General features: G+C 69.0%; 14 protein-coding genes. 2 read left to right on the top strand and 12 right to left on the bottom strand.

What is annotated here, in order from left to right; all coding sequences use genetic code 11:
• Positions 1–59: 59 nt before the first annotated feature.
• Both ACSFA8_RS12020 and gspF read right to left on the bottom strand, forming a co-directional pair.
• Positions 60–959, bottom strand: a complete 900-nt coding sequence (locus tag ACSFA8_RS12020; RefSeq protein ID WP_435479724.1) for a 5'-nucleotidase — start codon at positions 957–959, stop codon at positions 60–62.
• 16 nt (positions 960–975) lie between these two features.
• A complete protein-coding gene (gene gspF, locus ACSFA8_RS12015; protein WP_435479723.1) occupies positions 976–2208 on the bottom strand; it encodes a type II secretion system inner membrane protein GspF in 1233 nt (410 codons plus the stop codon).
• Positions 2209–2306: 98 nt separating this feature from the next.
• Here gspF and ACSFA8_RS12010 point away from each other — a divergent pair, with 98 nt between their 5' ends.
• Positions 2307–2876 (top strand): hypothetical protein, encoded by a 570-nt coding sequence (locus ACSFA8_RS12010; RefSeq protein ID WP_435479722.1) that lies wholly within the window; start codon positions 2307–2309, stop codon positions 2874–2876.
• Between the two features lie 2 nt (positions 2877–2878).
• Here ACSFA8_RS12010 and ACSFA8_RS12005 read toward each other — a convergent pair whose 3' ends face one another.
• The 10 genes from ACSFA8_RS12005 to gspG form a co-directional block, all read right to left on the bottom strand.
• Positions 2879–4270 (bottom strand): GspE/PulE family protein, encoded by a 1392-nt coding sequence (locus ACSFA8_RS12005; protein WP_435479771.1) that lies wholly within the window; start codon positions 4268–4270, stop codon positions 2879–2881.
• A complete protein-coding gene (gene gspD / locus ACSFA8_RS12000) occupies positions 4270–6555 on the bottom strand; it encodes a type II secretion system secretin GspD (protein WP_435479721.1) in 2286 nt (761 codons plus the stop codon). The genes ACSFA8_RS12005 and gspD overlap by 1 nt, the downstream gene beginning before the upstream one ends.
• A gap of 2 nt (positions 6556–6557) precedes the next feature.
• Positions 6558–7358 carry a type II secretion system protein N gene (gspN, locus tag ACSFA8_RS11995; protein WP_435479720.1) on the bottom strand — a complete coding sequence of 267 codons (801 nt, stop codon included), beginning with the start codon at positions 7356–7358 and terminating at the stop codon, positions 6558–6560.
• Between the two features lie 8 nt (positions 7359–7366).
• On the bottom strand, positions 7367–7897 hold the full coding sequence (gene gspM, locus ACSFA8_RS11990; protein WP_435479719.1) for a type II secretion system protein GspM: 531 nt from the start codon (positions 7895–7897) through the stop codon (positions 7367–7369).
• Positions 7894–9105 (bottom strand): type II secretion system protein GspL, encoded by a 1212-nt coding sequence (gene gspL / locus ACSFA8_RS11985; protein ID WP_435479718.1) that lies wholly within the window; start codon positions 9103–9105, stop codon positions 7894–7896. Before gspL ends, gspM begins: the two co-directional genes overlap by 4 nt.
• A 136-nt stretch (positions 9106–9241) precedes the next feature.
• Positions 9242–10318, bottom strand: a complete 1077-nt coding sequence (gspK, locus tag ACSFA8_RS11980; protein ID WP_435479717.1) for a type II secretion system minor pseudopilin GspK — start codon at positions 10316–10318, stop codon at positions 9242–9244.
• A complete protein-coding gene (locus tag ACSFA8_RS11975; protein WP_435479716.1) occupies positions 10315–10965 on the bottom strand; it encodes a PulJ/GspJ family protein in 651 nt (216 codons plus the stop codon). The genes gspK and ACSFA8_RS11975 overlap by 4 nt, the downstream gene beginning before the upstream one ends.
• A gap of 2 nt (positions 10966–10967) precedes the next feature.
• Entirely contained in the window at positions 10968–11333 is a 366-nt protein-coding gene (gene gspI, locus ACSFA8_RS11970; RefSeq protein WP_435479715.1) for a type II secretion system minor pseudopilin GspI, read from the bottom strand.
• Positions 11330–11857 carry a prepilin-type N-terminal cleavage/methylation domain-containing protein gene (locus ACSFA8_RS11965; protein WP_435479714.1) on the bottom strand — a complete coding sequence of 176 codons (528 nt, stop codon included), beginning with the start codon at positions 11855–11857 and terminating at the stop codon, positions 11330–11332. Before ACSFA8_RS11965 ends, gspI begins: the two co-directional genes overlap by 4 nt.
• The gene (gene gspG, locus ACSFA8_RS11960) at positions 11832–12272 is read right to left on the bottom strand and encodes a type II secretion system major pseudopilin GspG (protein ID WP_435479713.1); all 441 of its coding nucleotides are present in this window, start codon (positions 12270–12272) and stop codon (positions 11832–11834) included. The genes ACSFA8_RS11965 and gspG overlap by 26 nt, the downstream gene beginning before the upstream one ends.
• A 47-nt stretch (positions 12273–12319) precedes the next feature.
• Here gspG and ACSFA8_RS11955 point away from each other — a divergent pair, with 47 nt between their 5' ends.
• Positions 12320–12805: a type II secretion system protein N gene (locus ACSFA8_RS11955; protein ID WP_435479712.1), complete on the top strand. Its 486-nt coding sequence runs from the start codon at positions 12320–12322 to the stop codon at positions 12803–12805.
• Position 12806 lies beyond the last annotated feature (1 nt).

Genomic DNA, 12806 nt, shown 5'->3' with positions numbered 1-12806 from the left:
GGGCGAGCCACGGCGCAATGAGGGGAAAAATGCGGGAACCGCGTATTTTCGGTGCTTTTTCAGCGCGGGTTGCTGACGCCGCTGGATACGTGGCCAGAAGGCACATGGCGTGCCGCCGCGTCGACGTGGCCGGTCTGGTCGTCGAAGAAGAAATCGGGCTCGAACTCGCGCAAGAACTCGCCTTTGGGCAGGCCGCCGAGGAACATCGCTTCGTCGACCCGGATGTTCCAGTTCATCAGCGTGCGGATCGCGCGCTCGTGGGCCGGCGCGCTGCGCGCCGTGACCAGCGCGGTGCGGATGCGCATCTTGGCATTGCCGGCCTGCTGCAGCCGGTGCAGCGCGGCCAGCAGCGGCTTGAACGGCCCGCCCGGCAACGGTAGCGCGGCCTTGCTCGACTCGTGCAACTGGAAGGCGTCGAGCCCCTCGGCCTGGAACACGCGCTCGGCCTCGTCGCTGAAGAGCACGGCGTCGCCGTCGAAGGCGATGCGCACCTCGTTCGGGTACGCGTCGCTGGCCTTGACCGACTCGACCAGCACGCGCGCCGCCGGAAAGCCCGCATTCAGCGCCTCGCGCACGTCTTCGGCATTGACCGAGAGGAACAGGTGCGCACCCAGTGGCCGCAAATAGCCATACGGCGGGCGCCCCTGCGTGAACACGCCGCGCTGCAGCTTGATGCCGGCCGCGCCGCCGGAGCGGAACACGCGCATGCCCGACACCGGATCGTTGCGCGACAGGATCACGACCTCGACCCGCTCCGTGCCGTCCTCGTTGAAGCGCAACAACTTCTGCACCAGCGAGTAGGCGATGCCCGGCTGCGCCGGCACATCGAGCCGCTCGAACTGCAGCCGCATGTAGCCCTCGGGGTCGCCCGATTCGAACAGGCGGTTTTCTTCCTCGAGGTTGAACAGGGCGCGCGAGGAGATCGCGACGACGAGCTTGTCGCCCAGCGTCACTGGCATGCGTGCACCCTGAGCTTCATTTGACGAACTGGTTGAGCTGGATGATCGGCATCAAGACCGCCAGCACGATCAGCATCACCACCCCGCCCATGGCAACGATCAGCAGCGGTTCGAGGATGGTCGCCAGGTGCATCGCGCGGCGCTGGACTTCGGCGCCGAGCTGGTTGGCGGCGCGCTGCAGCATCAGCGGCAACTGGCCGGTCTGCTCGCCGAGTCGCGCGAACATCGAGACCAGCCCGGGAAAGCGCTTTTTCTGCGAGAGCGCCGAGGCCAGCGGCGCGCCTTCGCGCACCAGTACCAGCGCGTCGAGCGCGTCGGCGCGCATCGCGTGGTTGCCCAGCGTTTCGGCCGCGGCCTGCAGCGCACGCAGGATCGGCACGCCGGCGGTCGCCAGCATCGCCAGCGTACTGGCGAAACGTGCCGCGTTGTAGCCACGGGCCAGCTTGCCGACCAGTGGCAGCTTCAGCCAGGCGGCATCGAATTTCAGGCGGAACGAGGCGTTGGCGAGCGCCATCCGGGCGCCCACGACAAACAGCACGAAGGCAACCAGGAGCACCCAGCCGTAGTCGCGCACGAACGCGCTGATCGCCAGCATGGCCGAGGTGAGAAACGGCAGCGCACGCTTGGTGCCGGCGAACACGTTGGCGACCTGCGGTACGACGTAGGTCACCAGAAAGATCACGATGGCGATGGCCACCAGCGTCACGATGGCCGGGTAGAGCGCTGCGCCCACCAGTTTTTGCTGCAGCGCCTGGCGCTGCTCGAGGTCGTCGGCCAGCCGTTCGAGCACCAGGCCGAGGTTGCCGGTCTGCTCGCCGGCGCTGATCACGGCGGTGTAGATCGGCGTGAACTCGCGCGGGTGCCGTGCCAGCGCGCGGCCGAACTGCGAGCCGGCGTTCACTTCGGCGCGCAGCGATGCGATCAGGTTGCGCTCGGCTTCGGTTTCGGCTTCTTCGGTCAGCGCGGTGAGCGCGCGCTCAAGCGTGAGGCCGGACGAGACGAGCCCGGCAATCTGGCGCGTCCAGACGGCGAGTCCGGTAGCGTTGAACACCCGTCCGCCGCCGAACCAGCGCCGCCAGTCGCCGCGATCGGGCGTGCCCGTGTTCTGGCCGCCGACCGAGGCGACCTCCAGCGGAATCAGCGCCTGCGCGCGCAGCAGCCCGCGCGCGGCACGTGCCGTGTCGGCCTCCAGCACGCCTTTGCGGGTCTGGCCCTGTTGGTCTATGGCTTCAAAGGAATAGGCGGGCATGGTAGTTGTCGGCAAAATGCGCGAGCCTGCATTGTCGGCGTTTGGCACCGTTCTTCGCCGACTTGTGTTTCGCAATCGACCATTGAGGAGACGCTGCCATGTCGTTGCTTCATTCCATTGCCGGCGCCGCGCTGCTGGGCGCGTTTTCGCTCCCCACGGCGGCCCAGCCCACCTACGACGGCTATCTTTGTTGCAATGTGCGCTCCGACGACAGCTGGATCAGCGACAGCAACTACGCCGAAAGCGGTAAGCGCGTGATTCCGGTCGGTACGCCGACCCGCGTGACGGGTTATGGCCGCAGCCGCGTGCAGGTGGAAATCAACGGCGCCAAGCAGGCCATCGGCAACGACTACAGCCGCGATCTCGATCTGGGCAATTTCGCGAAACGCTGGGTGGTGACCGAGGATCCCGCGGCCAAGATCGCAAAATTTCCACCGAAGATCCGCGATGCCATCAAGTCGGCGCGCATCACCAAGGGCATGACGCGCGAGCAGGTGGCGATGGCGGTCGGCTATCCGATCAGCAGCGAGAACCCGAACCTCGACGCGCCGACCTGGCGCATGTGGCTCGGCAGCTTCAGCGAGTTCCAGGTGCAGTTCGACAGATCGGGCCGGGTCAGCGAAGTGACGACCGACCCGCAGACGCGCAATCTTGTGGTGATGGACTGAGGCTAGTCTCGGGTCACGCGCAGCAGTTCGGCGCGTGAGGTGATGCCGGTTTCCACCAGCCGCTCGCCGTCTTCGCGCATCGAGCGCAGGCCGCCGCGTTCGGCCGCCACGAACAGCTGGCTTTCGGGGGCGCGGCTGTGGATCAGCGATTGCACCGCGTCGTCGGCCACCAGCAGTTCGAAGATGCCGGTGCGGCCCTGGTAGCCGGTCTGGCCGCAGGCTTCGCAACCCGTCCCCTGGCACACCGTGCAGACCTTGCGCACCAGCCGCTGCGCCAGCACGCCGAGCAGCGAAGAACTCAGCAGGAAAGGCTCGACACCCATGTCGGTCAGCCGCGTCACGGCGCTCACCGAGTCGTTGGTGTGCAGCGTTGCCAGTACCAGATGGCCCGTGAGCGAGGCCTGGATCGCAATCTGCGCGGTCTCGAAATCACGGATCTCGCCGATCATGATCACGTCCGGATCCTGCCGCAGGATCGCGCGCAGCGCCTTGGCGAAGGTCAGCTCGATCTTGGCGTTGACCTGGGTTTGCCCGACGCCCGCCAGCTCGTACTCGATCGGGTCTTCCACCGTCATGATGTTGCTGCGGCTGGCATCGAGCCGGCCCAGCGCCGCATAGAGCGTGGTGGTCTTGCCCGACCCGGTCGGCCCGGTCACGAGGATGATGCCGTGCGGCTGGCTGATCAACTGCTCGAAGCGCGACAGCGTGTCGCCCTGCATGCCGACCGCTTCGAGCGTGAGCTTGGATTCTGTCTTGTCGAGCAGCCGCAGCACGGCGCGCTCGCCGTGCGCGCTCGGCAGGGTCGACACACGCACGTCGACCGCGCGCGTGCCGATGCGCAGGCTGATGCGGCCGTCCTGCGGCAGGCGCTTCTCGGCGATGTCGAGGTCGGCCATGATCTTCAGGCGCGAGATCAGCGCCGCATGCAGCGCCCGGTTTGGCTGCACCACTTCGCGCAGCGTGCCGTCGATGCGAAAACGCACCGATGACGTTCGCTCGTACGGCTCGATGTGGATGTCGCTGGCGCCGTCGCGCGCCGCCTGCGTCAACAGCGCGTTCAGCATGCGGATGATGGGCGCATCACCGGCGTTTTCCAGCAGGTCTTCCACCGCCGGCAGTTCCTGCATCATGCGCGTGAGGTCGGCGTCGCTCTGCACCTCGCTCACCACCGAGGCCGCACTCGATTCGCCCTGTGCGTAGGCCGCGCTGATGCGCTGCGCAAGCACCGGTGCGGTGAGCGGCTCGAACGACGTCACCGCGTACTTGCGCACCACCTCGCCGAGCGCACTGCGCGGCGGGTTTTGCGGCATCCACAGCGTGGCGCTGCCGTCGTCGGCCTGCTCCAGCAGCAATTGCTGGCTGCGCGCGAATGCGTAGGGCAGCGGGTAGCGCATCACGGCAGCTCGCGCGCGCTGGTCGGGTCGGCCGTGGGTGGCAGTGCACCCTTGAGCGGGCCGGTGCCGAGGCGGGAGTTGTTCATCGGCATCAGCGGCGGCGGCACCAGGCGCGTGCCTTCGATGCGGCGATCAGACGGCACGCCCGGCGTCGGCGTGGGTTCCGGCAGCGGCGCCAGCACGGCCGATTCCCGCACCGAGTTCAGCGGCAACGTGCTCTGCGGCTGGGTGCCCTGCTGCAGCTGGCGGATCATGTCGTAGCGGTCGGCAGAGAACGCATCGGTGCTCACGCCGTCGCGCATCACCACCGGCCGGATGAAGACCATCAGGTTGGTCTTGTTGCGGCTGCGCGTCTCGCTCTTGAACAGGTTGCCGAGGATCGGGATGTCGCCGGCCAGCGGGATCTTCTCGGTGCTGGACGAATAGTCGTCCTGCAGCAGGCCGCCGAGCAGCACGACGCTGCCGTCTTCGACCAGCACGTTCGACTCGATGCTGCGCTTGTTGGTGGTCGGGCCGTTCAGGTCGTTGCGGGTGGCGGCGTCGACGTTGGAGACCTCCTGGAAGATCGCCAGCTTGATCGTGCCGTTCTCGTTGATCTGCGGCTTCACGCGCATCGTCAGGCCGACGTCCTTGCGCTCGACCGTGGTGAACGGGTTGATGGTCGAGGTGTTGCCGCTGGTGCTGGCGTACTGGCCGGTCACGAACGGCACGTTCTGGCCGATCACGATCTTGGCCTCTTCGTTGTCGAGTGTCAGCAGGTTGGGCGTGGACAGCACATTGCCCTCGCCGTTGCTGGCCAGAAAGCGCGCGAGGAAGCCCAGCACGTACTGGCCATTGATGCGGTGCCCGATGCCGAAGTTGAGGCCGGTCGAGGGCCGCGTCGCCGTGTTGCTGGTGGCAAGGCCGACGGCAAGGTCGATGATGTTCTGCCCGCCCAGGCTCGAATTGGTGCCGATCACGCCGACGTTGCGGTCGCCGCTCTTGCCGAGCGCGCTTTGCCACTGCACGCCGAACTCGGCCGCCTTGGTGGCGTTGACCTCGACGATCAGGCTTTCGATCATCACTTGCGCGCGGCGGCCGTCGAGCCGGTCGACGACGGCGCGGATCTGCCGGTATTGCGGCTCCGAGGCCGTGATGATCAGTGAATTGGTGGCCGGATCGGCCTGGATCTGGCCACCGGTCGACGGCTGGTTGGCGTTGTTGAGCGGCGCGTTGGCCGGCGAACTGCCCTGCGCGCCGCCCGCCTGGACGTTGGCCACCGGCTGGGTGCCGGCACTGAGCGCCGCCGCGCCGGCGGCGCCGCCGCCACTGGTGCCGCCGCGCGCGTCGCTCGCCAGCGCCGCGCGCAGCGTCACGGCGAGGCGCACCGCGTCGGCGTTCTTGAGATAGATCACGTAGATGTTGCCGGCCGCGCCGTTGCTACTCTCGATCGGCGGGCGATCGAGCCGTTCCACCAGCGTGCGCACCAGCTGCGCGCGCGCCGGGTTGGCGGCCCGCAAAATCAGCGAATTGCTGCGCGGCTCGGCCAGCAGCGTGGTGCGGAACGACGCGTCCGCGGTGCCGGGCGCCGCGGCACCGGCGGTGCCCGAGCCGCCGTCGATCAGCCGCTGCACCAGCGGCACCAGGTCGGTCGCCACCGAATGCTTGAGTGGAATGACCTCGATATCCGACGCGTTCGGCACGTCGAGCGCCGCGATGATGCGGGCGAGCCGGCGCATGTTGTCGGCGTAGTCGGTGATCACCAGCGAGTTGTTGCCGGGGTTCACGTTGATCGTGTTGTTCGGCGCGATCAGCGGCCGCAGCACCGGCAGCAGGTTGTTGGGCGACTCGTAGTTGAGGCGGAACACCTGCGTCACGATCTGGCTGCCGCCCACGCCGCGAGTGCCGGACGTCGAGGTCGTCACGTTGGTGGCGAGGATCTTGGCGTCGGCCTCGGGCACCACCTTGTAGAGCCCGTCGGTCTGCACCACGGCGAAGCCCTGCAGCCGCAGTGCCGCGGCAAACTGGTCGAACGCGGCGACCGGCGCAATGGCGCGGTCGGTCTGCAGCGTGACGGTGCCCTTGACGCGCGGATCCACCACCACGTCGCGCCCGGTCACCACCGCCATGGTGCGGGCCACCGATTCGATCTCGGCGTTGGTGAAGTTCAGCGTGATCGGCTCGCCGCGCCGGGGCGCGCCCGGTTCCTGCTGCGCGAATGCGGCGGGCATGCAGGTGGCGAACAGCACCTGCACCGCGAGTGCGACGATGCCGGTGCGAGCGCCGAGCGAAGACAGGTGCTTCATGGTCAACCCAGTGTAATGAGCGAACGCGCGCCGTCGCGCCGTCCGATGATGTTCAGAAGATTCGAAAGCGCGTCTTCGCGCCCCGGGGCGGCACTGGCTTCGCCATCGAAGCGCAGCGCACGGCCGTTCCAGCGGCCGCTGCCGCTGAGTTGCAGGCTGCCTTCGCGCGTGGCGAGCAGCAGGGTCGGTTGGGCACCGCCTTCGAGCGTGAGGCGGTAGCTGCCCATCGGCTTGAGCGTCGACAGGCTGGACGAAATGTCGGTGGCCGCCAGCGTGGCACGGCCGGCCAGCGCGAGCTGCGGCCCGTTCCAGCGCATCGAGAACGCCTGCGTGGAGATATCGAGCACGCCATCGGGCTTGAGCGTATTCCACGGCGCGCCGAAACCGCTGAGCAACGCGGCCGGCCAGCGCGACTGGCCGTCCTGCCAGTCGAGTTGCAGGCCATCGGTGTGTGGCAGCGCCGTGAAGCGGAGTGGCTGCGGCGCGCAGCAGGGCAGGGTGAGCGCAGCCGCCACGCCGCCCCATGCCGGGCGCAGCCGCCAGTCGAGCAGGCCGGGCAGCGAAATCGATTCGGCGCCGCCCTGGCCGCTGGCGAACACCACGCCGGCGCTGCCGTTCCAGACGGTGCCGCGCGGGTTCACCAGCACCAGCCGGCCGCTCGTCGCGTCCTTCAGGCTCTGGGCCAGCCAGCGCGCCGGCGCGAACAGTGCCAGCGTGGCCAGCACCCCAAGCAGCATGCCGAGCACGGCCCAGCGCCAGCCGGTGGCAGGTGAGGCGAGGGGGCGGGCGGCGCGCGCGAGCATGGCGGATTTCAGCGGGCGGCCGGCAAGGCCATGACCAGCGTGCCGTCCCAGCGCACGCGCGCCGGCTCGTCGGCGGCCTTGGGGTTGGCTGCGGGAGGCGCGGCCTGGGAGCGCGTCAGATGCGCCTCGCGTGGCAAGGCGCGCGCATTGCTGCGTGCTTGTGCCAGCCATTGCGCGAGCCCGTCGGCTGGCGCACCGCGCATCGCCACGTTGGCGCCGTCGCCGGCACGCGCGAACTGTGCATTGGGGCCGAGCCCCTGGCGCACCGAGCTTTCGAGTGCGCGCATCGACTCGTCGCGGTTGGCGCGCGGCTGGGCCTGCAGCGCCTTGGCCTGCGCCTGCAGCGTGCTCATCTGCTGCAACTGTGCGTCGAGCCTGGCATGTTCTTCGCGCGCCGCAGACAAGGTGCGCAAGGCCGGCGCCAGGGCGACCCACCACAGCAGCGCCAACGCCACCAGCGCCCCGGCCAGTGCGACCATCTGGCGCTCGCGCGGTGCCAACTCGGCCCAGCGCGCCTGAAGCATTTCGCGGGAGTTCATCGTGTGGCCTCCGCCTGCACCAGCAGCAGGTCGCCTTCGCTGCGTGCGCTGTAGCCGCGCGGCGCCAGCGTGTTCGAGAGGCCGGTGAGTTCATCGGCCGACAGATTGAGCCCGCGCAGCCGCAACTGGCCGGCGCTGTAGTCGAGCGCGTTCGGTACCCGTCCCTGCGGCAGGCTTGCGGCCAGCGCAACCAGCATCGGCTCGAGGTCGAGCGCGGCCACGCCGCCGGTGGCCTGTTGCAGCACCGCCACCTCGCGCGCCATCTGCACCGGCGCGTCCACCACCAGCTTCACGGACGGGAAGGTCTGGGTCAGCATGGCGTTGATGCTGCCGCGCTTGGCATCGAGCGCATTGCGCTCTTTCCAGGCCCAGGCGTTGAGCCCGATCAGTTGCGCCAGCACCAGCGCCACGGCGCCCCAGCGGGCGGCGCGCCATTGCGGCGCATGGCGCAGCGTTTGCAGCAGCGCGCTGAACTTCTTGCCAGCGCGCGCGCGGCCACTGCTGGCCAGGTCGAACTGGGCCAGATCCCACGGCGCGCGGGCTGCCTGCAACCAGCGTTCGGGGGCCTGCGCAATCGGCAGGCGCTGCCCGAGCAGGGCCTCGGCCATGGCGGCGACGGCCGGCTCGGCACTCGCCACGGCGGTGTCGAGTGGCGCGGAGCCGGCCAGCGCCAGGCCGGCCGCATTGAGCGGCAGCGTCGCCACGCCGCTGGCATCGCAGATCGTGAGTTGCGCCGCCTCTGGCTCCCCGGTGGCAAACAGCAGTGCCGGTGCGCCATCGGGTTGCGGCGCGAACTCGGGAACGATGCGGGTCACGCGCCGCCCGGCGGCTTCGAGCGCCTGTACCGCTGCGCGCAGCGCGATGCGCTGGCTGGCCGCCACCCACACAGTCGCGCCCGGCTTGGCGCCGGGTTCGAGCGCAAAGTGAAGCGCCTCGGGTTCGTCGAGCAGGCGTTCCTCGAGCAGCCCGTCGAGCACCAAGCGCAAGCGCGCCGCGCCGCCGAGGTTGCCTTGCGGCAAGGTCACCGTGTGCCACGACAGTGCGGCGCCCGGCACCAGCACCGTCACTTCGTCGCCGGCCGGCAGCAACGCCAGCGGCGCGCTGCCATGGGACAACAGGGTGCGACCGTCATCCGCCACCAGCGCCCAGCCGTGCTCGACACCGGCATGGGCCGGTGAAAGTGGCGGGCGGACGATCAGTGCGGGCATGGAGGACTATGTGAAAAAGGGTAACCATTGTAGGAGCGCACTTGTGTACTTCGCTCCAGATTTGATAGCACCTTGCGCAAGCAGGACGGGCTTTTAAAGTGGTTTTACCTGATAAACATGAAGGAGAACGTTCGACTTAGGGGTTCGGTGCGGGCAGCGTCGCGCCGGCGCCACGTTCGCGCCAGACGGTGGTCACGGTGATCCCGTCGCGTCGGAGCAAAGAATGTTCCTCCACCCACGTCTTGTCGAGCCGCAACCGGCCCAGCACCTCGAAATAGTTGGTGCTGACGCTGTGGCGCTGTGAATCGAACGCCCCGGCCTGGTCGCGCACCACGCTGCTGGTGTCGGTCAGGCTGCGGAAAGGGTTGCGCGTACGCTGCGCCACGAGCCGCTTGGCGCTGGCCAGGTCGAGCGCCGGTACGCTGGCGAAGATGGCTTCGGCACTGGCGGTGTTGATGTTGAGCGACGTGCGTACCGGCAGTACGGTTACGTAGGGCTCCAGTGCGGCCACGGTTTGCGGTGAAAGCCCGAACCACACCAGCTGCGCGACATGCTGTGGCATCAGGGGTGCGCCGGTGGACGACGTGTCGCTGCTGTCGCTGGCCGTCGCAGTGGGCGTGGGCGCTGCGCCGGCAGCCGCTACGCTGGCAGCCGCTGCGCCGGTGGTCGCGGCCGGCGTGGCAGGCGCGATGCCAGCGGTGGCGCGCTGCACGCCGAGGGTCAGCAGGCTCAGTTCTCCGGCGGGCAGGCCGAGCAGATCGAACAGCTTGGCGAAGGTCGCGACCGCCGCGGGCACCGGCTTGTTACCCACGATCAGGCCGAGGACGTTGAGCTTGGACTGCGCGTCGACGATGCGACCGGACAGGAAAGCATCCGGCAATCCTTCGAGCGAGTCGCTGGCGACGTTCTTCTCGGCCGAGAGAAAGCTCGACAGCCGCGCTTCCTCCAGCGGCACGGCCCAGGGTTCGGCGAGGTAATCAGCGCCGGCCGTCCGGCCGTCCTCGCGCAGGATCAGCCGGGCCCAGTCGAGTGCGCCGACCAGCACCCAGGCCGACTGCACCCGTGCGCGCTCGGCCGACTCGACCTCGACGGCGCGCCACTGCTGCCATAGCGCGGCGGCGGCAAAGGTGGCGACCAGCGTCACCGTCAGCATCGCCATCAGCAGCGCGGCGCCGGTCTGGCGTGCCAGCGAAGGGGGGCGGCGCGGCGTCATGTCTTCGGGGCTCCGGCCGTGGGGCGCACCCAGTCGCGCGTCAGCAGCCCGGCCAGCGCGGGGCCGGGCGGTAGCGTCAACACCAGGCGCACGCCGTCGGGCAAGGTGCTGGAGGTGTCGAGCGCCTCGGCGCCGACGGCCGGGCCCCATGCGTTGTTGCGGAAGTAGGAGAGCTGCCAGCTTTCGAGCGGCATCAGTGCCACCTCGGCCCCCTGCGCGTTGTTGCTGGTCGCGCTGTCCTGCGCCCCGGATGCGGCACGGTTCCAGGCCAGCTGCCATTCGTTGCGGGCGGTCAGCGGGGCCGATTGCCATCGGCTCCAGTAGGTGCCGTTGGCATCGCTGCGCAACGTCCAGGCCACCACGTAGACGACCGGCCGCAGGTCGTCGCTGCCGCGCCTGGTGATGCGCAGCAGGCGGCCGTCCCAGTCGAGCGCACGGGTCGTCGGCAGCACCACCATCGCGTCGAGATCGGCGCTCCATTGCGCGAGCGTGGTCTGCAGCGCGAGCACCGCTTCGCCGCGCGCCTTGTTCCGTTCCTGGGCACGCGCCATGCCGTCGAGCCCGCGCCAGCTCATGATGGCAAGCAGTGCCATCACGGCGATCGCGACCATGACTTCGATCAGCGTGAAGCCACGCAGCCGCTTCATGCTCAGTACCGCCCCACCACGGTCGACACACGCAGCACCGGCGCGGCGTCGGCATCGCGCACCTGCACGTCCACGCGACGGAAGTTCGGGTTCAGCGTGGCTGTGGTCGACACGAGTACGTCGAAGCTGATGCCGGCCTGGGTGCAGACCAGGCTGCTGTCGCCGACTTCCGGCATCACGCGCGCGAGCCGGGCCTTGACCAGTTCGTTCTCGGCGCAAAGCTGGGCCAGCATCACGTCCGACTGGCGCTGTGCGTTGCGCGTCAGGGCACCCGTGGCCTGGGTGCCGGCCATGAGTGCGATCGCGACGATGCCAAGCGCGACCAGCACTTCGATCAGCGTGAAGCCGCGGGCCCGAAAGCGCTTCATGGCGCCACCACGGAGAACGGGCGCAGCCCGTCGGTCGCGAGGCGCAGGCTGCGCACTGGCGGCCCTTCGATCGTCAGTACCACCTGCTGCGCCGCGATGATCGGATCGGGCCCGAGCACCAGCACGTTGCCGGCGCGGCCATCCGCCATGAACGGCTGCGCGCTGACGCCGGCATTGAGCCAGCCGGTGGGCAGGCTGTTGACCGGCAAGCCATCGAAGACGAAACCTTCAGGCGTCACGCGCCAGCGCACCGTGGCGCCGCTGGCGCGCGACTGGGCGCGGGCAGCGTCGAGCAACACCGCGAGCCGATCAGCCTCGCGCTCGAGCGCGGCCTCGCCGCTGTCGCGCATTGCAAAACCGACGCCGGCCGTGGCCAGCGCCATGATGGCGATCACCACGATCAGTTCGAGCAGCGTGAAACCGCGGGAAAATCCAAGCGAAAAAAGCCGACGGCGCCCACCAGTCGGGCGCTTGAAGCTATCGATTTGATAGCAAGGCTTACTGCCAGCTGCCGATGTCGGCATTGTTGCCTTCGCCGCCCGGCTGGCCGTCGGCGCCGAGCGAGAACACATCGATCTCGCCCTTGATGCCAGGGTTCAGGTACTGGTAGGGCTTGCCCCAGGGGTCGCTGGGCAGTTTCTCGACGTAGGGCTTCCAGTTCGGCGCGGCCGGGCCGGCGGTGGGCCGTGCGAGCAGCGCCTGCAGCCCCTGGTCGGCGGTCGGGTAGCGCTGGTTGTCGAGGCGGTAGAGCTTCAGTGCCTGCATCAGGTTGTTGACGTCGGTGCGGGCGGCGGTGGCGCGCGCGTCGTCGGCGCGGCCGATCACGTTGGGCACGATCAGCGCGGCCAGCACGCCGATGATGACCAGCACCACCATGAGCTCGATCAGCGTAAAGCCGCGTTGCAGGGGCGTGCGCGGCGTGCGGTGCAAAGGTGTCATGGTGAATGGGCTTGGGAACAGGTGGCGCTGAATGATAATCCGCCTACATGTCTGCACACACTGTTCCTTTCGCTGCTGCCCGCTGGCCCGCGCCCGTTGCGACGATGGTCTTGTGGGCGCTGGCCGCTGCGAGCATCGTGTTCTGGGGATTGCGGCTTGCCGCGCCGGCCGATGCGGTGGCGCCCCCTGCCGTGGCCAGTGCGCCGGCCGCAGTCGATCCGGCGGCAGTGGGGCATTTGCTTGGCGCGGTCGATTCGGCAGCAGTAGTGGCGGCAACACCCGATGCGGCCAGCCGGTTTGTGCTGTTGGGCGTGATCGCCGACACCGACGGGCAGGGTGCTGCGCTGATTGCGGTCGATGGCAAGCCGGCGCGGCCGTTCCGTGTCGGCGCCAAACTCGGCGACAGCCATGTGCTGCAGTCGGTGGGCGCGCGCGCCGCAACGCTCGGCGGCAACGCGCAGGGGCCGGCTGCCTTCACGCTGCAATTGCCCGCCCGCCCGATGGCGATGCCGGGCACGCCGCCGGCGCCCTGAT

The sequence above is a fragment of the Variovorax nitratireducens genome, assembly GCF_051216545.1.
GTDB lineage: Bacteria > Pseudomonadota > Gammaproteobacteria > Burkholderiales > Burkholderiaceae_C > Variovorax.
This window is presented reverse-complemented; position numbering and strand designations above follow the sequence as displayed.